General features: G+C 61.8%; 21 protein-coding genes and 1 riboswitch. Of the genes, 18 read left to right on the top strand and 3 right to left on the bottom strand.

Going from position 1 to position 23,614, the window contains the following annotated elements:
• Positions 1-22: 22 nt before the first annotated feature.
• Positions 23-892: a glycosyltransferase family 2 protein gene (locus K3724_RS17480; RefSeq protein ID WP_259987706.1), complete on the bottom strand. Its 870-nt coding sequence runs from the start codon at positions 890-892 to the stop codon at positions 23-25.
• Between the two features lie 128 nt (positions 893-1,020).
• Here K3724_RS17480 and miaB point away from each other — a divergent pair, with 128 nt between their 5' ends.
• The 12 genes from miaB (at position 1,021) to K3724_RS17420 (ending at position 12,847) form a co-directional block, all read left to right on the top strand.
• Positions 1,021-2,343, top strand: coding sequence for a tRNA (N6-isopentenyl adenosine(37)-C2)-methylthiotransferase MiaB (gene miaB / locus K3724_RS17475; protein WP_259987705.1), 1,323 nt, complete (start codon positions 1,021-1,023; stop codon positions 2,341-2,343).
• Between the two features lie 272 nt (positions 2,344-2,615).
• A complete protein-coding gene (locus tag K3724_RS17470; RefSeq protein ID WP_129369475.1) occupies positions 2,616-3,197 on the top strand; it encodes an OmpA family protein in 582 nt (193 codons plus the stop codon).
• Positions 3,198-3,210: 13 nt separating this feature from the next.
• Entirely contained in the window at positions 3,211-3,516 is a 306-nt protein-coding gene (locus K3724_RS17465) for a hypothetical protein (protein ID WP_129369476.1), read from the top strand.
• A 142-nt stretch (positions 3,517-3,658) separates the two neighbouring features.
• Positions 3,659-4,669: a PhoH family protein gene (locus K3724_RS17460; RefSeq protein WP_134828862.1), complete on the top strand. Its 1,011-nt coding sequence runs from the start codon at positions 3,659-3,661 to the stop codon at positions 4,667-4,669.
• A gap of 80 nt (positions 4,670-4,749) precedes the next feature.
• Positions 4,750-5,262: an rRNA maturation RNase YbeY gene (gene ybeY / locus K3724_RS17455; protein WP_259987700.1), complete on the top strand. Its 513-nt coding sequence runs from the start codon at positions 4,750-4,752 to the stop codon at positions 5,260-5,262.
• Between the two features lie 22 nt (positions 5,263-5,284).
• Positions 5,285-6,184 carry a hemolysin family protein gene (locus tag K3724_RS17450; RefSeq protein WP_259987698.1) on the top strand — a complete coding sequence of 300 codons (900 nt, stop codon included), beginning with the start codon at positions 5,285-5,287 and terminating at the stop codon, positions 6,182-6,184.
• Positions 6,181-7,680, top strand: coding sequence for an apolipoprotein N-acyltransferase (lnt, locus tag K3724_RS17445; protein ID WP_259987696.1), 1,500 nt, complete (start codon positions 6,181-6,183; stop codon positions 7,678-7,680). Before K3724_RS17450 ends, lnt begins: the two co-directional genes overlap by 4 nt.
• Before the next feature lie 61 nt (positions 7,681-7,741).
• A riboswitch (SAM-SAH riboswitch) is annotated at positions 7,742-7,791 on the top strand.
• A 6-nt stretch (positions 7,792-7,797) separates the two neighbouring features.
• On the top strand, positions 7,798-8,979 hold the full coding sequence (gene metK, locus K3724_RS17440; protein WP_259987694.1) for a methionine adenosyltransferase: 1,182 nt from the start codon (positions 7,798-7,800) through the stop codon (positions 8,977-8,979).
• 268 nt (positions 8,980-9,247) lie between these two features.
• Positions 9,248-9,904, top strand: a complete 657-nt coding sequence (locus tag K3724_RS17435) for a hypothetical protein (RefSeq protein ID WP_259987692.1) — start codon at positions 9,248-9,250, stop codon at positions 9,902-9,904.
• 90 nt (positions 9,905-9,994) lie between these two features.
• Positions 9,995-10,771, top strand: a complete 777-nt coding sequence (locus K3724_RS17430; RefSeq protein WP_259987690.1) for a tRNA (guanosine(46)-N(7))-methyltransferase TrmB — start codon at positions 9,995-9,997, stop codon at positions 10,769-10,771.
• Between the two features lie 100 nt (positions 10,772-10,871).
• Positions 10,872-12,218, top strand: a complete 1,347-nt coding sequence (aroA, locus tag K3724_RS17425) for a 3-phosphoshikimate 1-carboxyvinyltransferase (protein WP_259987688.1) — start codon at positions 10,872-10,874, stop codon at positions 12,216-12,218.
• The gene (locus K3724_RS17420; protein WP_129369485.1) at positions 12,215-12,847 is read left to right on the top strand and encodes a d(CMP) kinase; all 633 of its coding nucleotides are present in this window, start codon (positions 12,215-12,217) and stop codon (positions 12,845-12,847) included. Before aroA ends, K3724_RS17420 begins: the two co-directional genes overlap by 4 nt.
• Before the next feature lie 108 nt (positions 12,848-12,955).
• Here the strand turns inward: K3724_RS17420 and K3724_RS17415 are convergent, their stop codons facing one another.
• A complete protein-coding gene (locus tag K3724_RS17415; RefSeq protein WP_259987685.1) occupies positions 12,956-13,435 on the bottom strand; it encodes a YHS domain-containing (seleno)protein in 480 nt (159 codons plus the stop codon).
• Between the two features lie 234 nt (positions 13,436-13,669).
• Between K3724_RS17415 and K3724_RS17410 the strand changes: the two genes are divergently transcribed.
• From K3724_RS17410 to K3724_RS17385, 6 genes are all read left to right on the top strand, one after another.
• Positions 13,670-14,212, top strand: coding sequence for a hypothetical protein (locus tag K3724_RS17410; RefSeq protein ID WP_259987683.1), 543 nt, complete (start codon positions 13,670-13,672; stop codon positions 14,210-14,212).
• Positions 14,213-14,378: 166 nt separating this feature from the next.
• Positions 14,379-15,524 (top strand): amidohydrolase, encoded by a 1,146-nt coding sequence (locus tag K3724_RS17405; RefSeq protein WP_259987681.1) that lies wholly within the window; start codon positions 14,379-14,381, stop codon positions 15,522-15,524.
• Between the two features lie 2 nt (positions 15,525-15,526).
• A complete protein-coding gene (locus tag K3724_RS17400; protein WP_259987679.1) occupies positions 15,527-16,717 on the top strand; it encodes a diaminopropionate ammonia-lyase in 1,191 nt (396 codons plus the stop codon).
• The gene (locus tag K3724_RS17395) at positions 16,710-17,876 is read left to right on the top strand and encodes a Xaa-Pro peptidase family protein (RefSeq protein ID WP_259987677.1); all 1,167 of its coding nucleotides are present in this window, start codon (positions 16,710-16,712) and stop codon (positions 17,874-17,876) included. Before K3724_RS17400 ends, K3724_RS17395 begins: the two co-directional genes overlap by 8 nt.
• A 13-nt stretch (positions 17,877-17,889) precedes the next feature.
• Positions 17,890-18,645 (top strand): aspartate/glutamate racemase family protein, encoded by a 756-nt coding sequence (locus K3724_RS17390; RefSeq protein ID WP_259987675.1) that lies wholly within the window; start codon positions 17,890-17,892, stop codon positions 18,643-18,645.
• A 142-nt stretch (positions 18,646-18,787) separates the two neighbouring features.
• A complete protein-coding gene (locus K3724_RS17385) occupies positions 18,788-20,359 on the top strand; it encodes an alkaline phosphatase family protein (protein ID WP_259987672.1) in 1,572 nt (523 codons plus the stop codon).
• 84 nt (positions 20,360-20,443) lie between these two features.
• Here the strand turns inward: K3724_RS17385 and K3724_RS17380 are convergent, their stop codons facing one another.
• Positions 20,444-23,590 carry a M10 family metallopeptidase C-terminal domain-containing protein gene (locus tag K3724_RS17380; RefSeq protein ID WP_259987670.1) on the bottom strand — a complete coding sequence of 1,049 codons (3,147 nt, stop codon included), beginning with the start codon at positions 23,588-23,590 and terminating at the stop codon, positions 20,444-20,446.
• Between the last annotated feature and the right edge of the window lie 24 nt (positions 23,591-23,614).

Genomic DNA, 23,614 nt, shown 5'->3' with positions numbered 1-23,614 from the left:
CTTCAGCCGTTGCCGGCTGGGTTCAAAACCACTGCCCCGGCTCCATCAGCCCCAAATCCAATAGTTGACGCGAATGCCATTCAAACGGCGCGGAGTTGTGCCACCGGAAGGTTTCAATGTCGAAGGTGGAGCCGGGATTGCGCTTCAGCGCCTTGGCGGTGCGGAAAGAACAGACCGCAGCGGTCAGGTTGTGATGCCAGGGGCAGGCATAGGTGTTGTATTCCTGGTCGTTGAAAGTGTGATCCTGCTGCAGCACCAGTCCCGGTTTGGCCCTGAACAGTGAAATCCGGTCGATTTTACGGCTCTTCTCCGGGATATGTTCTTCGAACCGCCAGCGCACCCCGCCAAAAAAGTCCAGCTGCCGTTCGCGCGGATGGCCGGTTTCGGGGTCCTTGCGCGACTGGGCATAGTAACCGGATTTGTCGAGATAGGCCGCCTCCAGCGAGACAGCGCCGGGGCAGGCCTCCAGATCGCCGGCATAAAGGTCGATCACATAGCTGAGCACCGCATCCCGCCGCTCTTCGGTATGGAAGGTCAGCATTTCACCAACGCTGCGGGTCTCGCAGAACGGGTAGAACAGATATTCCGCATTGTAGCAGTAATAAAGCCAGCAACCGGGTTGCGCCGCAGCGATCACCGCATTGACGGCCTCTGTCAGCGCGCCTTCGAGGGCGCAGTCAAACGGCACCCGGTGCACCTTAGCGCGCACATCCTGCGGCAGGTCAAACGCATCCGGCATCAGCGCCACAACGGCCTTGAAACCGCTTTGCAGGTGGTGGCGCAGGGTGGTGGCGATCTCCACCTCATCCTCGACAAAGACCAGCGCAACCGGTCCTTTGACCAGCAACGCCTTGCCCTCTTTCAGGAAATCCTGCAGCGAAGAATACATCATGCCCGTCTGCCTTTTGCCTTTCTGGCCATTGCGGCCAAAATCGGGTAAATCCCGCCTCATTGCAAGCGGCGGCATTTGTCTGTAAGGCAGGCCGCTGTTTACCCACTTTGGCTGGAAGGCTGACCCGCATGAGCGCCCCAAAGAAGCTGTTTATCAAGACCTATGGCTGTCAGATGAATGTCTATGACAGCGAACGCATGGCCGAAGCGCTGGGCGGTGAAGGCTATGTCGAGACCAAATCGGCAGATGACGCCGACATGATCCTGCTCAATACCTGTCACATCCGGGAAAAGGCCGCCGAGAAAGTCTATTCCGAGCTGGGCCGTTTCAAAGGGCTGAAGGCAGAAAAGCCGGATCTGAAGATCGGTGTCGCCGGCTGTGTCGCCCAGGCCGAGGGCGAAGAGATCATGCGCCGCCAGCCGCTGGTGGACCTGGTGGTCGGCCCGCAAAGCTATCACCGCCTGCCCGAAATGGAAGCCAAGACGCGCGAAGGGGAAAAGGTGCTGGACACCGATTTCCCCGAGGAAGACAAGTTTGAGAAGCTGAAAGACCGCCCCAAGGCCAAGCGCGGCCCCACCGCGTTTCTGACGGTGCAGGAAGGCTGCGACAAATTCTGCGCTTTCTGCGTGGTGCCCTATACCCGCGGCGCCGAAGTTTCGCGCCCCGCTGACCGTATCCTGACCGAAGCCCGCGATCTGGTAGAGCGCGGCGTGCGCGAAATCACCCTTCTGGGCCAGAATGTGAATGCCTATCACGGGGCCGGGCCCAATGGCGACCTGACCCTGGCACAACTGATCTGGGAGTTGGACAAGGTCGACGGGCTGGAGCGCATCCGCTTCACCACGTCGCATCCCAACGACATGCAGGACGACCTGATCGAGGCGCATGGCACCTGCGCCAAGCTGATGCCTTATCTGCATCTGCCGGTGCAGGCGGGATCGGACAAGATCCTGAAGCGGATGAACCGTGCCCACACCGCCGAAAGCTACCTCCGCCTGATTGAGCGCATCCGCGCCGCACGGCCCGATATCCTGATTTCCGGCGACTTCATCGTCGGCTTCCCGGAAGAGACCGAGGAAGATTTCCAGGCCACCATGGACCTGGTGGAAGAGGTGAAATACGGCACTGCCTATTCCTTCAAATATTCAACCCGCCCCGGCACCCCTGCAGCCGAACGCGCCCAGGTCGATCCGGCCGCGGCGGATGACCGGCTGCAGCGCCTGCAGGCTCTGCTGACCCGGCAGCAGCGCGAGGTGCAGGACAGCATGGTGGGCCGCGAAGTGGGCGTTCTGTTTGAAAAGCCGGGCCGCCGGCCGGGCCAGATGGTTGGTAAATCCGACTACCTCCACGCCGTTCATGTCGCTGATTGCAACCGCGTGCCGGGGGACTTGGCCCGGGTGCGCATCATTTCCTCTGGTGCAAATTCCCTGGCCGGGGAATTGATCGGCTAATACTCCCGCCACAGCGCGAATCTTTCCAGCCGCTTTTTTCAGAGCGGCTCGATCTCCGTTTTTCGAATTGCGCAGGTGAGTCCCGATTGCATCGGTTCCGGCGACAATATTATTTGGGTGCTTTGAGTGTCCCGGAAAATGCGATTAATCTGCGCGGAATAACAATTAATTTAGCAGGTATACTGCATCAATTTCAGGTAGTTTGACTCTTATGGCCTGAGCGGTGGGCACGTAAGCGGCAAGCGCGCTGGGGGAACTTAGGTGAAGGAAATCTGGTTGTGTTGATACTCAAATTTAATAAAGCGGTTGCGCTGGCCGCCGCTGCTGCGGCTGCGCTCAGCATAGCTGCCGCGCCTGCCAGCGCGCAAACTCAGCGGACCATCAAGGGCGAACGTTATGTGCCCACCATCTGGGTTGACCCGGACGGCTGCGAACACTGGGTGATGGATGACGGCGCCGAAGGCTTCATGTCCCCGCATGTGACCCCGGATGGCAAGCCGGTCTGCCGCCGCGGCAACATTTGCGGCGTGATGCCGACAGACCAGTTTTTTGCCACGGACAAACACTACATCAATGCCGCAGGCCGCAAGCGCCTGGGGGAATTTTTCCAGCAGGCGAAATCCAATGGCGCTCGTGCCTTCATCGTGGCGGGCCATACCGACAGCCGGGCATCGGATGAATATAATATCCGCCTGTCCGAGCGCCGTGCCCATGCCGTGGCTCAGGCGGGCCGTTCGGTGGGTGCGCGGATCAATGATGTGCGCGCCTATGGTGAACGCGACCCGCGGGTGCCCAACACCAGTGCCGGAAATATGGCGCAAAACCGCCGTGTCGAAATCTATTGCCTGCGCTGAGGAGACAAAAACCATGCTGATGCGTAAAACACTTCTGCTCCTCGCCGCCGCGGCCCTGGTCCCGGCCTGTTCCGAAACCCTGGACAAAACCCGTGACCAGCATGCCGGCGATGGTTCTTCCAGCCATCTGTCGAATATGACCGCCGGCATCTGGGTCGACCCGCAGGGCTGCGAACACTGGATCATCGACGACGGTCTCGAAGGCTACGCCGACCTGCGCCGCACACCTGACGGCAAGCCGGTCTGCAACAGCAACCTGCCGCGTAACACTGCCACCGGCCCGTTCAAGGCTGGCTCTACCTTCGCCGACGCGCTGTAAGCAGACTTTGTGCCAATTGCTTTTCAGCCGCCCTCCGGGGCGGCTGTTTTGTTTCAGCGGTGTGAATTTTGTGCGCCGGATCTTGCGCAATTTCCACTTCGCGGGCAAACTGAAAGAGCAACGCCAGATTGAGGAGATCAGCTTGGCCATCAGTGCCCTGAATGACGCGCAAGACCAGTCCGCAACCCATGAAGTGCTTCTGGAATTTCCCGACAACCGATTGCTGATCGACCTGTGCGGCGAATACGACCGCAACCTGGCTGACATCGAACAGAAACTGGGCGTGCAGATCGTCCGCCGCGGCAACCAGCTGTCGGTGATGGGCGAGGAGTCGGCACGCGGTCAGGCGGCCGGGGTGCTCACCGCGCTATATGACCGGCTGGAAACCGGCCGCAGCGTCGAAAGCGGCGATATCGACCGCGAATTGCGCATGGGGCAAGAGACGGCGGATGCCGAACCGGACGGCCAATTGCAAATGTTCCGCGGCGGCCGGGTGGAAATCAAAACCCGCAAAAAACTGGTGGAACCGCGCACCGAAGCACAGAAGGCCTATGTGCATTCGCTGTTCGAAAGTGAACTGGCCTTCGGGATCGGCCCGGCGGGCACGGGCAAGACCTATCTCGCCGTTGCGGTGGGTGTCTCCATGTTCATCACCGGCCATGTGGACCGCATCATCCTCAGCCGCCCGGCGGTGGAGGCGGGCGAAAAGCTCGGCTATCTGCCCGGCGACATGAAGGACAAGGTCGATCCTTACATGCAGCCCTTGTACGATGCGCTGAACGACTTCCTGCCGGAAAAACAGGCGGCCAAACTGATCGAGGAAAAACGCATCGAAATCGCGCCGCTGGCCTTCATGCGCGGGCGCACGCTGTCCAATGCCTTTGTGGTGCTGGATGAGGCGCAGAATGCGACCACTATGCAGATGAAGATGTTCCTGACCCGCCTGGGCGAAGGTTCGCGCATGGTGATCACCGGCGATCGCTCCCAGGTCGATCTGCCGCGCGGCGTGCAATCGGGTCTGGCAGACGCGGAACGGCTGCTGAACGCGATCCCGAAAATCAGCTTCAATTACTTCACTGCCCGCGACGTGGTGCGGCACCCCCTTGTGGCGGCGATCATCGAAGCCTATGACGCGGATGCTAAACCGGCCTGATGCGAAGGCTCTGCCGGGTTTCACCTTTGTAAAAATATTCCGGGGGTGCGGGGGCTGGCCCCCGCATGTGCAACGGCTTCATGACGCTCGACATCACTATCGAAGACAGCCGCTGGCAAGAGGCCGGGCTTGAAGCACTGGCTGAACAGGCTGTCTCAGCGGTTCTGGCGCATTTCGCATTTGACCCGGAGGATTGCGAAATCTCGCTTCTGGCCTGTGATGACCCGCGCATTGCGGATCTCAACGCCGAGTTCCGCGAAAAGGCCAAGCCGACAAATGTGCTGAGCTGGCCTGCCGAAGACCTTGCCGCGAAAGAAGACGGCGGCACCCCGGCGCGGCCCCAGGCCGATTTCACCGGCGAATACCCGCTGGGCGACATTGCGGTGTCTTATGACACTTGCACCCGCGAAGCTGCGGAAGCAGGCAAGCCGCTGGGCGATCACACCCGCCATTTGATCGTTCACGGAATGTTGCATCTTTTAGGTTATGATCACATTCGTGACCGCGATGCCGCATTGATGGAAGGGATTGAGGTGCTGCTACTTGGCAAAATGGGTATCGCGAACCCATATATGAGTGAGGACGCCCCTTAAGCGGGGCCTTTGGATAGGATCGATGGGCGACATAGAAGGCAGTTCTAACGCGGCGCAGGGCGCGCTGCAGAACATCAATGGCACGGCAGCGGATGCGCCGGCCTCTGGGAAAACCGGTTTCTGGGCACGGCTCTTCGGGGCCTTCAGTGCAGAGCCGCAGTCCGAAGAAGACAGTGGCCGCGAACAGCCCGTTGCCGGGACGGAACCGCGCGGCATGATGAACCTGCGCCGGCTGCGGGTTGAGGACGTTGCGATTCCATCTGCAGAAATCGCTGCTGTGCCGGTTTCCATCGCCAAGGAAGACCTTGTTGGCATTTTCCGCGAAAGCGGCTTTACCCGGATCCCGGTGTATGAGGGCACGCTGGACACGCCGCTGGGATTTGTTCACCTCAAGGATTTCTCGCTGACCCATGGTTTCAACGGCGGCACCTCGGACTTTGAGCTGTCTCAAATGCTGCGTCCGCTGCTGTTTGTGCCGCCGTCGATGCCGATCGGGGTGCTGCTGACCAAAATGCAGGCCGAGCGCCGCCATATGGCGCTGGTGATCGACGAATACGGCGGTGTGGACGGGCTTGTCACCATCGAGGATCTGATTGAACAGGTGGTCGGCGAGATCGAGGACGAGCACGACGCCGATGAGCTGCAGACCTGGTTCGAGGAAAAGCCCGGATGCTACATCGCGCTTGCCCGGACCCCGCTGCCGGAATTCGAGACTGAGATCGGCCAGTCTCTGACCAGCCACGACGACGTGGACGAGGAAGAGATCGAGACCCTGGGCGGGCTGGTCTTCATGCTCTCGGGCCGGGTGCCAGCCCGCGGCGAGGTGATCGAACACCCCGAAGGCACCGAATTTGAAGTGATGGACGCCGACCCCCGCCGGATCAAGCGGTTGCGGGTTCGGCTGCCGGACGCCGCTGCATGATGGCAACCGGGCTGCGGCAGGCCGTGCGGCAGCTTTGCCCGGCCGGGGCCGGCCTGGCCTTTGGCGGCGGCGCGCTGGCGTCTCTGGCACTTGCCCCCTGGAGCTTTTGGTTCGGACTGCCGCTTGCCTTGGGCGCCGCAGGCTGGCTGGTTCTGCAGGCCGCCACGGCGCGCGCGGCGATGCTGGCCGGCTGGCTGTTCGGGCTGGGGTATTTTGCCTTTGGCCTGTCCTGGATTCTTGAACCCTTTCAGATTGATCCGGAACGCCATGCTTGGATGGCCCCTTTTGCGCTGTTGTTTCTTGCGGCCGGGCTTGCCTTGTTTTGGGGCGCTGCGTTTGGACTGGCCGCCCGGTTCAGCGCCGGCGTCTGGCGGATCCCGATGCTGGTTGCTGCCTGGTCTCTGGCGGAATTTGGCCGTGCTTATCTGCTGACCGGCTTTCCCTGGGCGGCTTTCGGACAATTCTGGATTGATACGCCTGCTGCAAACCTGCTGCCCTGGATCGGGCCGCAAGGGCTGGCGCTGCTGACGCTTGGGGCCTTCCTGCCGCTGGCCTTGCTGCTGCGGGCCCCGGCGGCAGCCTTGGCGCCATTGGGGCTGGCGGCAGCCGCTGCCTTTGCCGTTCCCGCCCCGCCGCTGGCAAATCCAACAGGCAAGACCGTGCGAATCGTTCAGCCCAACGCGCCGCAGGATTTGAAGTGGCACCCGGATCACCGCTGGGAATTTGTCCGCCGCGCTGTTGCTTTTTCTGCCGAAACGCCGCGTCCGGACCTGATTGTCTGGCCGGAAACCGCGGTGCCGCAGCTGCTGAATTATGCGGATGACACCCTGCGGGTCATTTCCGAAAACGCCGGCGGGGTGCCGGTGCTTCTGGGCATCCAGCGGGAGGAGGCGGGCGCCTTTTACAATTCTGCGGTGCTGCTGGACATGGACGGTCAGCCCGCTGCCGCCTACGACAAGGCGCATCTGGTGCCGTTCGGGGAATATGTGCCGTTTGGCGACGTCATGGCCCGGTTCGGGATCTATGGCTTTGCGTCGCGGGCAGGTGCGGGATATGCCGCCGGGCCCGGGCCCCAAATCATGGATCTGCCTATTGGCCGCGCCTTGCCGCTGATCTGCTACGAGGCTGTTTTTCCACAGGATGTGAATGCCGCAGAGACCCGCCCCGACATGCTGGTGCAGGTCACCAATGACGCCTGGTTCGGCACCCGGTCCGGCCCCTTTCAGCATCTGGTGCAGGCCAGGATGCGGGCCATCGAGCAAGGCCTGCCAATGATCCGGGCTGCAAATACCGGGGTGTCTGCAATGATCGGTGCGGACGGAACGCTGCTGAACAGCCTGCCGCTGGGTGACGCGGGTTACATCGATGCGGCCTTGCCTGCGCCGCTGCCGCCGACGCTCTACAGCCGCATCGGGGATTGGCCGGTGTTCCTGCTGTGCCTGTTGGCTGCGGCTGCGGTTTTTTTGCGCTCCCGCGCCCTTGTGCCGCGGTCATAGCTGCTTAACTCTATTGGAATATAGATTGACCCGCGCGGATGGGCCGCGTACTGCGGCTTGATACCTGCCACAACGGCTTCCTGGCGTGGCAAGGATGGAACCAGTGGAGCACTTTTCATGACCCGTATGAACTACACTTTCACTTCGGAATCTGTCTCCGAAGGCCACCCGGACAAGGTCTGCGACCGCATTTCAGATGCGGTGCTGGATGCTTTCCTGGCGGAAGAACCCGAAGCACGCGTGGCAGCTGAGACTTTCGCCACCACCAACCGTGTTGTCATCGGGGGCGAAGTCGGCCTGTCCGATCAGGACAAGCTGCACGACTACATGGGCAAGATCGATGAGATCACCCGTGCCTGCATCAAGGACATCGGCTACGAGCAGGACAAATTCCACCACGAAACCGTGGAAGTGACCAACCTGCTGCACGAACAGTCCGCCCATATCGCCCAAGGCGTGGATGCGTCCGGCGACAAGGACGAAGGCGCCGGCGACCAGGGCATTATGTTCGGTTTTGCCACCAATGAAACCGATGCGCTGATGCCTGCGCCGATCCAGTATTCCCACGCGATCCTGCGCCGCTTGGCGGAAGTGCGCAAAAACGGCACCGAGCCTGCGTTGGGCCCGGATGCGAAATCGCAGCTGTCGGTGGTCTACGAGGGCGGCAAGCCGGTGGGCGTCAGCTCGCTGGTGCTGTCGACCCAGCACCTGGACGAAAGCCTGACCTCGGCTGACATCCGTGCATTGGTGGAACCCTACATCCGTGAAACCCTGCCCGAAGGCTGGCTGACCAGCGCCACCGAATGGCATGTGAACCCGACCGGCAAGTTTGTGATCGGCGGCCCGGATGGCGATGCAGGCCTGACCGGCCGTAAAATCATCGTGGACACCTATGGCGGTGCGGCCCCGCATGGCGGCGGTGCGTTTTCCGGCAAGGACCCGACCAAGGTGGACCGCTCGGCAGCCTATGCAGCGCGCTATCTGGCCAAAAACGTCGTGGCTGCGGGCATCGCGGAGAAATGCACCATTCAGCTGTCTTATGCTATTGGTGTGTCCAAACCGCTGTCGATCTATGCAGACACGCATGGCACCGGTGAAGTGGACGCAGCAGCGATTGAAAAGGCGATCGACCAGGTGATGGATCTGACCCCGCGCGGCATCCGTTCGCATCTGGGCCTGAACAAGCCGATTTATCAGCGCACCGCTGCCTATGGTCATTTCGGCCGCGACCCGGAAGCCGATGGCGGTTTCAGCTGGGAACGCACTGATCTGGCCGGGGCGCTGAAGAAAGCAGTCTGACACCGGGCTGATCGAAACAAGAGAGCGGGCCGCAGGGGCCGCTCTTTTTCGTTTGGGTGATGCTCCCGCCCGTTTTGGCGCATTCTGGGAATGCGCCTCTCCCGTTGGGCCGGGCGCCGCGCTGCGGCGCGGCGGGCCGGTCAGCAATGCTGACCGGGTGTCTCACGCGCGAAATACTGAGGCAGAAGAGCTGACGTTTTGAGGCTGGAAGACACCGGTCCGCTGCACCATAGTGCAAAGAAGAGTGTTTCCAGCTGCCGGGACTGCGATGCTGCGCGTGACAACTGTTCTTTCCTTTCTGGCTCTGGCGTCATCTGCGTCCGCCAAGGACACATTGCCGCAAAAATTCAGCTTGCAAGGCGGAACGCTGGTTTATGACACCGAACGGAAAACGGAAGACGAGCCGGCGGAAATCACCGAGCAAGACATCGGGCGCCTGCAGGAAATTCTGAAGAAGAACCCGGAAATCTCCGAACTGCAGCTCAACAGCATTGGCGGCAGTGTCTATGCCGGGGAAGAGATGGCCGGGCTGGTGCTGGAACACGGGCTGGACACATCGGTTGACGGGGCCTGTATCAGCGCCTGTGTCGATGTCTTTCTGGCCGGCAGCCGGAGGCGGATGACAATCGGGTCCAAGATCGGCTTTCACCAGCGCAATTGGCCGGCGGTAGCGGTGCATAAATACTATCGGAGCGAGCGGAAGGCACAGCGCTGGGCGACGCCTTTTGAGTTCGGATCCTGGATCTATGTGGATACGCAGCGCGAAATCCATGACCATCTCAGCTATATGGTGGCGCGCGGTGTCGATCCCGGCTTTGCGATTGAGACACTGCGCACGGACCCGGATGGCGAATGGTATCCCAGCCGCTTGCGGCTGATAGCAGCGGGTGTTCTGCGCGAGGTCCGGCAGGGGCAAACCCGCTAGCCGGCTTGACACAGGCTTGACCACGAGGCCTGCATGCGGCAGAGGAGCGTCCAGCCTTTCAAAAGACGCCCTGAACAGGAGCCCAGACGCATGTCCGGCGACCAGAAGCCCCGCGACGACAAGACCAAGAATGCTCGGACCGCTGTTGCCAATGCGGCCGATAAACATGCCAGCGGCGCGCCTTGGCGCAACTTCTATGGCCGCTTCAAGGGCAAGACTCTGAAAGACAGCCAGAAGCGCTATCTTGACGAAGATCTGGCCAGCCTCAGCCCCGGTGCGGTTGATTGGGATGTGAACCCGGACCGTACCCCGCTGGACGTGAACGCACTGTTCGGCGGCAAAGATGTCTGGCTTGAGATCGGCTTTGGCGGCGGTGAGCATCTGGTGCATCAGGCCGCAAGCAACCCGGATGTTGGCATCATCGGGGCCGAACCGTTTATCAACGGCGTCGCCATGCTGCTGGGCAAGATCCGCAAAGCGGCGGCTGAGAATATCGCGGTGCATCCCGGCGACGCGCGTGACCTGATGGATGTGCTGCCCGAGGGTTCCATTTCGCGTGCCTTTCTGCTGTATCCCGATCCCTGGCCCAAGGCGCGCCACCACCGCCGCCGCTTTGTGACGCAAGAGCATCTTGAGCCGCTGGCCCGCTGCCTGAAACCGGGCGCGATCTTCCGGGTGGCAACCGATATTCCAGACTATGTGCGCCAGACCCTGGAGGAGGTGCCGAAGGCCGGTTTCGAGTGGATGGCAGAAGGTCCCGAAGATTGGCGCCAGTCCTGGGATGACTGGATTTCCACCCGCTATGAGCAGAAAGCCCTGCGCGAGGGCCGCACGCCGCATTACCTGACCTTCCGCCACCTTGGCTGAGGGTGCGGGCGGGCTGCGGGCAAAGGCTCTGGACCGTCCAGCGCCAATCCGTTACCGATAGCGCCAACGTAAGTAAGCACCGACAGACGAAGGAAGCCCCATGTCCGGACACGGCACGCCCATCCCGATGACCTCCCACCGTGCCGACCCGCTGAAAGGCGTGGCAGATGTGCCCGGCGACAAGTCGATTTCGCACCGCTCGCTGATCCTGGGCGCACTGTCGGTGGGGGAGACCAGGATCTCCGGCCTGCTGGAGGGCGAGGACGTTCTGGACACAGCCAAAGCAATGCAGGCCTTTGGCGCCGAGGTGGTGAACCACGGCGGCGGCAGCTGGTCGGTGTTCGGGGTTGGCGTTGGCGGTTTTGCTGAGCCGGGCAATGTGATCGACTGCGGCAACTCGGGCACCGGGGTGCGGCTGATCATGGGGGTGATGGCCACCTCTCCGATTACTGCGACCTTTACCGGCGATGCCTCGCTGAACAAGCGCCCGATGGCACGTGTCACCGACCCGCTGGCGCTGTTCGGCACGCAATCCGTAGGCCGCTCCGGCGGGCGGCTGCCAATGACCATCGTGGGTGCGGCTGATCCGGTGCCGGTGCGTTACGAGGTTCCTGTGCCTTCGGCGCAGGTGAAATCAGCGGTGCTGTTCGCAGGCCTCAACGCACCGGGCAAAACCTTGGTGATCGAAAAGGAAGCCACCCGCGACCATACCGAGCGGATGCTGGCCGGTTTCGGCGCCGAGATCACCACCGAGGAAACCGAAGAGGGCCGCGTTATCACCCTGACCGGCCGTCCGGAGCTGAAACCGCAGGTGATCGCGGTGCCGCGCGATCCGTCCTCCGCCGCCTTCCCGGTCTGTGCCGCGCTGATCACCCCCGGTTCCGACGTGCTGGTGCCGAACATCGGCCTGAACCCGACCCGTGCAGGCCTCTACTATACTCTGCAGGACATGGGCGCGGATCTGACGTTTGAGAACATGCGCGAAGAGGGCGGCGAGCCGGTTGCCGATCTGCGGGCCAAATACTCTCCCGATATGAAGGGCATTGAGGTTCCGCCGGAACGCGCCGCCTCGATGATCGACGAATACCCGGTGCTGTCGGTGGTGGCTTCCTTTGCGGAAGGCAAGACCATGATGGCGGGCGTCAAGGAGCTGCGCGTCAAGGAAAGCGACCGCATCGACGCGATGGCCAAGGGCCTGCGCATCAATGGCGTGACGGTTGAGGAAGGCGACGACTGGTGGGAAGTCACCGGCCTGGGCATCGACGGTGTGCCCGGCGGCGGCACCTGCGAAAGCGTCCTGGATCACCGCATCGCCATGTCCTTCATGGTGATGGGCATGGGCGCGCAGAACGCGGTCTCCGTCGATGACGGCGGCCCGATTGCAACATCCTTCCCGATCTTCGAGAGCCTGATGGGGGACCTCGGCGCCAAGCTGGAGCGCACATGAGCGAAAGTTACACGATAGCCGTCGACGGCCCCGCGGCGGCTGGCAAGGGGACGCTGTCCAAGGCGTTGGCGGCCCATTACGGTTTCAGCCATCTGGATACCGGTCTTTTGTACCGTGCCGTGGGGGCCAAGATGCTGGATGGTGTGGCGCCAGTAGAGGCCGCGCAGAACCTGACACCGGAAGACCTGGCGCGCGACGACCTGCGCGGGCGGGAGGTGGCACAGGCGGCCTCCAAAGTGGCGGTGATTGCCGAAGTGCGCGCCGCACTGATTGATTTCCAGCGCGCCTTTGCCCGCCGGGCCGGGGGCGCGGTGCTGGACGGGCGCGACATCGGCACCGTGATCTGCCCCTATGCGCAGGTGAAATTCTTTGTGACCGCCAGCGCCGAAGTCCGCGCCCGGCGCCGGTTTCTGGAACTCGCCGCTGCGGGCAAGGTAACCACGCTGGATGAGGTGCTGGGTGATGTGAAGGCCCGCGACGAGCGTGACATGAACCGTGCCGAGGCGCCATTGCGGCCGGCGGCTGATGCAATTCTGATCGACACCAGCGATCTGAGCATCGAAGAAGCCCTGGCCAAGGCGATCACAGTGATCGAAGCCCGCCGCGAGGCCGGCGAAACACTGGCGTAAACATCAAACAACCAAAAACACCCGCAGCTGACGCAACAGCCGCGGGTGCAAGGGCAGGCGGGACGGAGCGGAACCGCCTGGCCCTCCGGGACGCAGGGTGGTGCGCGATCAGAGCTCGCTGACGGCGGTGTGCTTGATCTGGCCCCACTGGGTGTCTGCGGTTTTGGCGGTGCCGGGCACGTCTTCCAGGAAGGCGGCGCGGGTGGCGGCGTTCAGGAACAGGAACAGCTTGCCGTCATGCACCAGATACTGGTCCGGGTCGCCGTCGAATTTCTTGCCCACAGACACGCCATAGGAACAAAAGCCGCCGTGCTGCGGCAGGTATTTCGCCGGATCGGCCTCAAACGCGGTCTTGTTCTCCTCAGATGTGAAGTAATAAGAGGCGCCGTCCACAGTGGCAGAGTAGTTTGCCACGCCTTCCACCGGGTTGCGGCTGTCCAGCAGCGACACAAGATCCACGCCATGCGCAGCCAGCGGTGCGCCGCCGGCCGAGATGCCGTTGGAGACGTTAAGCTCATCAGCGGCAAAGGCCGGGGCGGCCAGTGCGGCAGAGAGCGAAATCAGGGCGGTTGTCAGAAGAATTTTCATGGGTGTCCTCATCAGGTTCAGTTGCGGGTTGTTCTGTTCAGTTCAGGCTGTGCAGCCCGATAAGTTGAACTTAGGTCCGAAATCTTGGACGTTTAATTCTCGTTCGTTCGCTTGACATTGCAGATCGTCCCGATCTTTGTTTGAGCTTAGTCACAGCGCCTCACTCATCTGTGCATGGAGCCTCGCGCCGCGGCGCAGTAGCCTGTGTGCATGTGTCAATGAGGAGGTGCCGTTATGGCCTGGTTGCGGACGATTGTGACAGCGTGTGTTCTTGCGGCGCCTGCTTTGGCGCAGGACGCGCCGAAGGTCCCTGACTCCCCCGAGCCGCCGATGACCTATGAACGGCTGGGGCGGATACTCTTTGCATTGGACGAAAACGCGCAGCCCGCGGGTACCGGGTTTCAGCTGACCATTTCAGGCGTGCCGATGCTGGTGGTGACCGACCGGACGGCGGACCGGATGCGGGCAATGGTGCCGCTGCGCCCGGCCGAGGGGCTGACAGCGGAAGATATGATGCGGATGATGCAGGCCAATTTCGACACGGCCCTGGATGCACGCTATGCCGTGGCCAAGGGGCGGCTTTGGGCGGTGTTCATCCATCCGCTGTCGCCGTTGAAGAAGGATCAGCTGATTTCCTCGCTTGGCCAGACCGTCAATATCGCCCGCACCTATGGCACACTTTACACCGGCGGGGCGCTGCAGTTCGGCGGCGGCGACAGCCCGGGCATCCAGCGGCAGCTGATCGAGGAGCTGCTGGAAAAGGGCGAGGAAATCTAGGCTTAAGTTCCCGGAATGCGGTCCAAACTGCAGCCATTCTGACAGGTACGAATTTCCGCCCGCAACCCGCTCGCGGCAATAAATTTCGTCACTGCGTCACCAGAAATATACGCGCCAAGTCATGTTTCGCAGAATAAGGTCTCTGCAATCAGCTTGGGGAACGCATATGAACAGCTTTCAGGACCGCCTGACCGCGCTGCGCCGGGATTTCCACCGGCATCCGGAACTTGGCTTTCAGGAAGACCGGACCAGGGCCAAAGTGGCAGATCATCTGCGCGGCCTCGGGCTGGAGGTGCATGAAGGCGCTGGCGTTGTCGGCCTGCTGCGGGCAGGCACCGGTAACCGGGCCATTGGGCTGCGGGCCGATATGGACGCGCTGCCGATCACTGAAACCTCCACCCACGGTTATGTTTCTGAAACGCCCGGCAAGATGCATGCCTGCGGCCATGACGGCCATATGACCATGCTGCTGGGCGCCGCGGAACGGCTGGTGCAGGATCAGGGTTTCGCCGGCACTGTTGTGTTCATCTTTCAACCCAACGAAGAACACGGGCTGGGCGCCCAGGCGATGATTGCCGAGGGGCTGCTGGAGCGGTTCCCGATCGAAGAAGTCTATGCCATTCACAACCTGCCCGGCGCGCCGGTGGGGCAGGTTTCGACCCGCCCAGGGCAGATTTGCGGCAGCGAAAGCCTGTTTGAAATCTCGATCAAGGGCCAGGGCGGTCATGCCTCGATGCCGCAGGCGGGTGTCGATGCTATCACCGTCGGGGCGGAAATGGTTCTGGCGCTGCAAACCATCGTCTCGCGCAAGCTGGCGCCGGGGGCTGGTGCTGTGGTGTCGGTCACGGAGTTTCTGACAAACGGCCAGCGCAATGTGCTGCCGGGCCAAGCCGTGCTGAAGGGCGATGTCCGCGCACGGGTGCCTGCGGACCGCGAGGCGGTTGAGCGTTTCATGCGCCAGATTACAGCCGGCGTTGCGGCCACCCATGCGGTGGAGGTTGAGATGACTTTCAACACCGAATTTGTCGAAACCATCAATGCGGAAGGCCCGGCTGAGGCCGCCTGCCGTGCGGGCGAAGCTGCGGGTTGCGAAGTAATCCGCAACCGCCCGCCGATGAGCTTTTCCGAAGATTTCGCCCATTTCGCCGCCGCTGTTCCGGGCTGCTTTCTGCTGATGGGCAATGGCGAGGACGGGCCAAACGGCCAGCCGCTGCATGCGGCGGATTACGATTTCAATGATGCTCTGCTGCCCATCGGCGCAGAATTCTGGGTACAGCTGGTGCGTGACCGGCTGCCAGCGGGAAAGGACTGAACATGTTTGAACACTTTACAGTTGCCATGCGCCACACGGCAGGCAGCCCGAAATCCGGCGATGCCGCTTATACCGTTCTGTCCGAGCAGGATTTTGGCAATGCCTGCGCAGAAATCACCGCCTGGGATGGCTATGAAGCGACGCCACTGGTCTCGCTGGCAGGGCTGGCGGGTAAAATCGGCGTTGACAGGATCGACTACAAACACGAAGGGCCGCGGTTCGGGCTGGGCAGTTTCAAGGCGCTGGGCGGGTCTTATGCCGCGCTGCGGGTGCTGCAGCGCGAGCTGAGCCGTCAATCGGGCCAGGACGTCAGCCTGGAGGAGATCCGCAAGGGCGCCCATAAACAGGCCTGCGCCGGGATCACCCTGGTCTCGGCCACTGATGGCAACCATGGCCGCTCGCTGGCCTGGGGCTGCCAGAGGTTCGGCGCACCCTGCCGGATCTACATCCATGCCGAGGTCAGCGAAGGCCGCGCTGTCGCCATGCGCGAACTTGGCGCCGAGGTGATCCGTATCACCGGCGATTATGACGAATCCGTGCTGCTGGCCAAGAAAGAGGCCGAGGAAAACGGCTGGTTTGTGGTCTCGGATACCTCCTGGGAAGGCTACACCGAGCCGCCGCGCGATGTGATGGCTGGCTATTGCGTGATGACCCGCGAGGTTTGCGAGACGCTGGAGCAAGCGCCGACCCATGTGTTCCTGCAGGGCGGTGTCGGCGGGCTGGCGGCCTCGGTTGCGGCGGCGCTGCGGCAGTATTACGGCGCCGAGTCACCGCGGGTTGTGATCGTTGAGCCGGAACTGGCCGCCTGCCTGTTCGACAGTGCCCGCAATGGCAAGGCGACCAATTTCGCCATTCAGGAAGAAACCATAATGGCCGGCCTCTCCTGCGGCGAGCCGTCGGGAATGGCCTGGGAAATCCTGGCCGAGGAAGCCTCGGACTTCCTGACCATCCCGGACAGCATTGTGGCGCCTGCGGTGCGTCTGCTGGCTAATGCGGAAACTGGCGATCCGGTGGTTGAAGCGGGTGAAAGCGCAGTTGCGGGCCTTGCAGCCCTGATTGCCGCCTGCCAGGCGCCGGATCTGGCCGAACAGCTGGGGCTGGGACCCAAGGCCCGCGTGCTGCTGATTGGCTCCGAAGGTGTCACCGACCCGGCGATCTTTGCCGCGATCATGGCAGGGCAAAACAATGTCTAAGGCGCCCATGCGCGGCTTTCCTGAGGCGGAGTTTGCGGCCCGGACCCAAAAGGCGCAGGCGCTGATGGCGCAGCAAGGGCTTGATGGGCTGCTGCTGCTGACCGAACCCGAGGTGCGTTATTTCAGCGGTTTTCACACCCTGTTCTGGCAAAGCCCGACCCGGCCCTGGTTCCTGTTTGTGCCGCCTGCGGGCAAACCTATTGCGATTATCCCGGAAATCGGCGCCGACCTGATGCGCCGCACCTGGATCGAGGATATCCGCACCTGGAGCGCCCCTGCGCCTGAGGATGACGGCCTTAGCCTGCTGACAGAGCTGCTGTCGCCGATTGCCGACCGGGCAGGCAGTGTTGGCATCATGAAGGGGCATGAAACCGCGCTGCGGATGCCGCTGGGTGATTATGAACGGCTGGTGTCTGGCCTGCCGGGGCTGAAAATCGCGGATGCAACACCGCTGGTGCGCAGCCTGCGGATGTTGAAATCCGCCGCCGAGATCGAAAAACTGTCGCATATCTGCGCCATCGGCTCGCGCAGCTTTGCGCAGGTGCCGCAAATCGCCCATGAGGGCCAGCCGTTCGAGGACCTGTTCCGCGCCTTCCGCCGCGAGGCACTGGCGCAAGGCGCAGACGATGTGCCCTATCTGGTCGGCGGCGCCGATCAGGGCGGCTATTGCGACGTGATTTCACCTCCGACCGGCCGGCCGTTGCAGGCCGGCGACATCGTGATGCTCGATACCGGCTCCACTTGGGACGGGTATTTCTGCGACTTCGACCGCAACTTTGCCGTCGGCCGCGCTGACGACCTGTCGCGCCGCGCCTATGACGTGCTGTGGCGGGCGACGGAGGCCGGGATTGCAGCCGCCAAACCGGGGGCGACCTGCCGCGATCTGTTCCTGGCAATGCAGGGCGTGATTGCTGAGCTGGACGATCAGGGCGGTGACGTGGGCCGCTTGGGCCACGGGCTGGGAATGCAGCTGACCGAATGGCCCTCGCACGCGGCATTTGACGGCACGGTGATCGAGGAAAACATGGTGCTGACGCTGGAGCCTTCGCTGGGGTACGGTGACGGCAAGATCATGGTGCATGAGGAAAACATTGTGGTGCGCGCTGGTGGTGCCGAATTGCTGACAACCCGCGCCGCGCCTGAACTGCCGGTGATCTGAAGGAGGACCCGCGATGAAGCTCCCTTATGACACAGACGCCGGCATCGGCACCCGCGCGACCCTGGGCGTGATCGTGCTGGAAACCGATGAGACGCTGGAGCCGGAATTCGCCTGGATGATGGCGCGGGAGGGCGTGGCGCTTTATCACAGCCGTATCCCGATGGTGCCCGAGGTCCGGCCCGAGACGCTGGCGCAGATGCAGGCGGACCTGCCGGCCTCGGCGCGGCTGTTCCCGTCCTCGCTGGACTTTGATGTGATCGGTTACGGCTGCACCTCGGCGTCAACCGTGATCGGTTCGGCCAAGGTCGCCGAGGCGGTGCAGGCAGTCTTGCCCAGGGCCAAGGTGACCGACCCGCTGGCGGCGATCATTGCAGCTGGCAAGGCGCTGGGCGCCTCCCGGCTGGGGTTTGTCACGCCTTATCTGCCAGAGGTGTCTGCGCAGATGCGGGCCAATTTGGAAGAGGCGGGATTTGCAATCGCAGGCTTTGGCTCGTTTGAGGAAATGGACGACCGGGTGGTGGCACGGATCACCGAGGCGGCCATTGCGGACGCGGCGCAGCAGGTTGCCAAGGCAAAAGACTGCGATGCCATCGTGATTTCCTGTACCAACCTGCGCTGCCTGCAGATCATTCCAGAGATTGAGGCGCAAACCGGGGTGCCGGTGATTTCCAGCAACCAGGCGCTGGCCTGGCACATGCTGCGTCTTGCAGGTGTTACGGAGCCGCAACCGCAATTCGGCAGGCTGTTCACACGGGGTCTGGCCGCCTGATAGATACAATTGTCCGGGATTTGTCAGCTGACAATTTTTCAGATTGCATCCTGCAGAGCGATGTAAACGGTGCTTGAAATCCCTGTGCAGATCGCGACAGATTGCCAGTCGAAATCTGTCTTGTGCCTGCAAGGATGCCTGGATGCCTGCAAACCGCCCCGAGACACGTCCCGCAAACCGGAACGTGCTGTTCATCATCATCGACCAGCTGCGCGCGGATTGTGTGTTCGGCGCTTTGGCGGAACATGTGGAGCTGCCGAACATCCGTGCCTTCATGAAGGATGCGGTGTCCTTCAAACGGCATTTCTCGGTCACAAATCCTTGCGGGCCGTCGCGGGCCTCAATCCTGACCGGACAATACGCAATGAACCATCGCTCGGTCCGAAATGGCACGCCGCTGCGTCATGACACGCCGAACATTGCGACGGAAATGCGCAAGGCAGGCTATATGCCGATGCTGTTCGGCTATACTGATACGTCGCAGGACCCGCGGGCATTTGATGCCAATGATCCGGCGCTCAGAACCTATGAATTCCCGATGAACGGGTTTCACGAGATGACCGAGATGCGGATGGAAATGTCCTATCCGTGGCAGTCGCATCTGATGAACCAGGGCTATGCGTTCGAAAACTATTGGGATGTCTACAAGCCGGTGTCGCCAAGTGGCGGCGCGCCCGGGCTGAACGATCCCGCGCTCTATGCCGCTGAAGACAGTGACACCGCGTTTCTGACCAATTCCTTCCTTGGCAAAATGACCGCCTACCACAAGGAAAGCTGGTTCGCGCATCTGACCTATATCCGCCCGCACCCGCCGCTGGTGGCGCCAGCCCCCTATAACACCATGTATGATCCTGCCTCGCTGCCGCTGCCCGAGCGGCTGGCGACACCGGATGCGGAGTGCGAACAGCATCCGTTCTTTGATCCCGCATTGCGCAAGAGCACGATCGCAGGGTTCGTTGAAGGGTTCCCGGATCTTGAGCCGACAGATGATAACATCCGCACCCTGCGCGCGGTTTATCTGGGGCTTGCGAGCGAGGTGGACCATCATGTCGGCCGTGTGATCGAGTTTCTTAAAGACACGGGCCAGTACGACAACACGATGGTGGTGATCACCGCCGACCATGGCGAGATGCTGGGCGACCGGCATTCCTGGGGAAAAATGACGGTCTATGACGCCGCCTATCACACGCCGCTGATCATCCGGATGCCGGGCAATGAGGCGAATGCCGGAGCCTGTCTCAGCCAGATCACCGAGTCGATTGACGTGACGCCGACCGTTTTGGAATGGGCCGGTCAGGAGATCCCGAATGCGATGGACGGGCGGTCGCTGCTGCCGCTGTTGCAGGGAGAGCATCCGCAGGACTGGCGGCAGTATTCCTTCTCGGAACTGGATTTCTCGGAGCCGCTGACGCCGACGCTATGGCAGCAGTCGCTGGGCACATCGCCAAGCGAGAGCTGCCTGGGCATCTTGCGGGACGAACGGTTCACGCTGGTTGAGTTCGCCGCTGATCTGCCGCCGATGCTGTTTGACAGCGAAGGGCAGGGGGAGCTGGAGAATGTGGCCGGGCAGCCGGACTACGCAAGCGAACTGAACCGGCTGACCCGGATGATGCTGCGGCACCGGATGAAAAACATGGATCACACGCTGTCGCTGATGTCGATCACCCCGGATGGCGCGCGCGGCGTGGCCCGGTTTCCGCAGCCGAAATCCTGACCGCAGCCTTCAGCAGGCTGTGACGGGAAAAAACAAACACCCGGCCCCCTTGCCGGAGACCGGGCGTCTGTTTTCGTGCGGGCCTTAGATGAACCAGTCTTCGGTCAGCTCGGTATTTGATCTGACCCCTCTCAGATAGGCGATCTGAAACGCGTCTTCGCCGCCCGCACCGTCAGCATCATACTCCAGCCAAACTGCACGGCTGTCGCTAAGGCTCAGGCTGCCGCTGGACAGGGCATCGTCAAGATTGGTGCCCAGATCCAGAAGCAGCCCGTCGATGTCGAGCAAGTCCCCATCGCTCAGCTTGAAATCGCTGATGGTATCTCCTGCGTCCTCAGCGGAGGTGAAGACAAACACATCGGCATCCTTACCGCCTTTGAGGAGGTCCGCCCCGGTGCCGCCTTCAATCCGGTCCATGCCGGACCCGCCATCCAGCTTGTCATCTCCGGCACCGCCCGAAAGTTCATCGTCTTCCGACCCGCCTTTGATCTTATCAGTGCCGCTGCCGCCGCTTAGGCTGTCATCCCCTTTGCCGCCATCCAGCTTGTCATCTCCGGCACCTCCCGACAGCGTGTCATCGCCATTGCCGCCTTTCAGCCGGTCGATGCCGCTGCCGCTGCTGAGCATGTCATTGCCATCGCCGCCATCAACCTTGTTACTGCCGTCGCCAGCCGAAAGCGTGTCATCACCCAAGCCGCCCTTCAGTTTGTCGGTACCTGCGCCACTGGTGATCTGGTCGTTCCCGTCACCGCCAAACAGCTTGTTGTCGCCATCACCGGCGTATATCGTGTCGTCCCCTTCACCGCCTTTAATGTTGTCCTGTTCGCTGCCGCCGGACAAGCTGTCATCGCCGTCACCGCCGTCCAGTTTGTTGTCGCCATCACCGGCGTACAGCGTGTCATCGCCTTCGCCGCCTATAAGCCTGTCTTTGCCGCTGCCCGAGGTGAGGACATCATTACCGCTGCCGCCATCCAGCTTGTTGACGCCATCGCCGGCAGACATCGTGTCGTCGCCATCGCCGCCTGACATTTTATCTTTGCCGCTGCCGCCGGACATGCTGTCATCGCCCTCGCCGCCATCCAGCTTATTGTCACCATCGCCGGCAGACATCGTATCGTTGCCATCGCCGCCTGCCAGCTGGTCTTTGTCAATACCACCGGTAATGGCGTCGTCCCCTGCGCCGCCTTCAATCCGGTTTTTGCCATCGCCGCCGTCCAAATTGTCATTGCCCAGGCCGCCATAAATCCGGTCTGCGCCAGAGCCGGCTGTCAGGGTGTCGTCACCTCCTTCACCGGTCAGGAAGTTTCTTCCGCTGCCGCCGTGGATCGCGTCGTCCCCGTCGCCGCCATAGATTTTGTCGTTACCGTCCTCGGCCGTCAGGCTGTCATCGCCCAGGCCGCCATAGATTTTGTTGTTGCCGCTGCCGCCGTCCAGCGTGTCATTGCCGCCGCGCCCATCCAGAAGATCGTTGCTGGCACGGCCTTCGATCAAATTGGCAAGATCATTGCCATAGGCCTTGTCATTGCCGCTGCCCAAGATGGCGTTTTCGATCTCGGTGCCTTCACTGATTGTCAGGCTTTTGGAGCCGATTTTACCGGTTGCCCCGCTTGCCAGGTCGATCGTGGAACCCCGCGTGACGGCACTAAGATCCAGGGTATCAATGCCGCCATTTGTGTCAGTGACGGTTCCGATCTGAACGGTCCATTGCGTCATGAAGGTGTCATCGAAGACATACACGTTATCAATGGTCCCTGGGGTCGGGTCCGGGTCGGGTGTCGGGTCCGGGTCGGGAGTTGGATCGGGATCAGGTGTCGGATCAGGGTCAGGTGTCGGGTCAGGATCGGGCGTTGGATCAGGATCCGGTGTGGGTTCAGGATCGGGTGTCGGGTCCGGTGCCGGCCCCGGGGTGCCGGAGATGTTGATGATCTCTGCCAGGCTGGCGTCCTCGTTCACGCCGACAAGAAACACCAAAAGGGCATTGTTGCCGCCGTGTGAAATCTTCAGCCAGGATCCGCCGCTGCCGGCCTGCAGCGTTGCAACGCCGTCGTCTGCCGGATCATCCCCTTCATAGCCGATTGCTTGGAGCAGCTGCGCGATGTTGATTCTGTCGCCTGCTGCCAGATCAAAGTCAGCAATGGAATCGCCGGCTTCGCTGAGGCTTGTATATACGAACCGGTCCGCACCATTGCCGCCGGTAAGCAGGTCAGCACCATCGCCACCGATCAAGGTATCGTTTCCGTCACCGCCCTCAATCTGGTCATTGCCGGCGCCGCTCTCCAGCTGGTTGGCTGCTGCGTTGCCTGTGATATGGTCGATACCCGAGCCGGTGATCGCGTTTTCGATCACGGTGCCGCGGGCAATGGCGAAATTGCCGGTCTTACCGTTGAGGCTGGAAAATGTTTCCTCATTCAGGTTCAGCGTCTGATTGTAGCTGCGCGAGCTGAGGTCGATCAGGTCGATGCCGCCGTTATCTACAACAGCCACGCCGAAGCTGCCGTTCAAATCCATGCCGAAGCGGCCGGTGGTTTGCCCGTCGCCGTAAATGGTGTCGCCCGTTTCGATGTCCACGGGTGTGCCATAGAGATGGTGAACCGCTGCGATATCAGCAAGCTGAGCGGTTGCCAGATAGGCAAAGGACGCATTCACCGCGGTGTTCTCGGACTGGCTGAAATAGGACATGATCGACATTTGCCAGCTGTCGTTGGCAAAATGCGCGTCCGAGCCGTAGCTGGCGCTGCCGTTGTAGTTGCCGGTGTGGCCGAGACCCAGGGCGTGGCCGATCTCATGGATGTAGGTTTGCAGGTAGTAATTGCCGTATTGGGCCCAGGCATCGTCGATGTTGATGCTGGAGCTTAGAATGGTGCCATTGCTGACCGAGGAGCTGGCATAGGCGCCGGACCGGTTGTCGTCGAATGTGATCTTGGCACTGCCGGTGGTTTCGACAAACTCGATCCCGCTCAGCGCCGTCCAGCTCTCCAGCGCCTTGCGTGCGGTTTCTTTGCCGGTTCCATTCAACCCGCTGAGGTTAACAGTGAGCTGACCGCCGGTTTCCACATCAAAGGAGCGCTCTGTACGGCCGGTCGACTGCCAATATCCCTTGTAAAGATACTCTGCCACCTGATCGACGGTGTAGGTCGGCTTGCTGCCGGCAGACTGGCCGCCTGAGCCTGTGCCGCCGCTATCGGTGCTTTCGGGAATTCTGTGATTGGCTTGACCGCAATACTCACACATGTCCGTGTTCCATCCTAGATCGTT

It is taken from the genome of Leisingera sp. M658 (genome assembly GCF_025144145.1).
GTDB lineage: Bacteria > Pseudomonadota > Alphaproteobacteria > Rhodobacterales > Rhodobacteraceae > Leisingera.
Note: the sequence above shows the minus strand (reverse complement) of the source record. Positions and strands in the feature narration are given on the sequence as shown.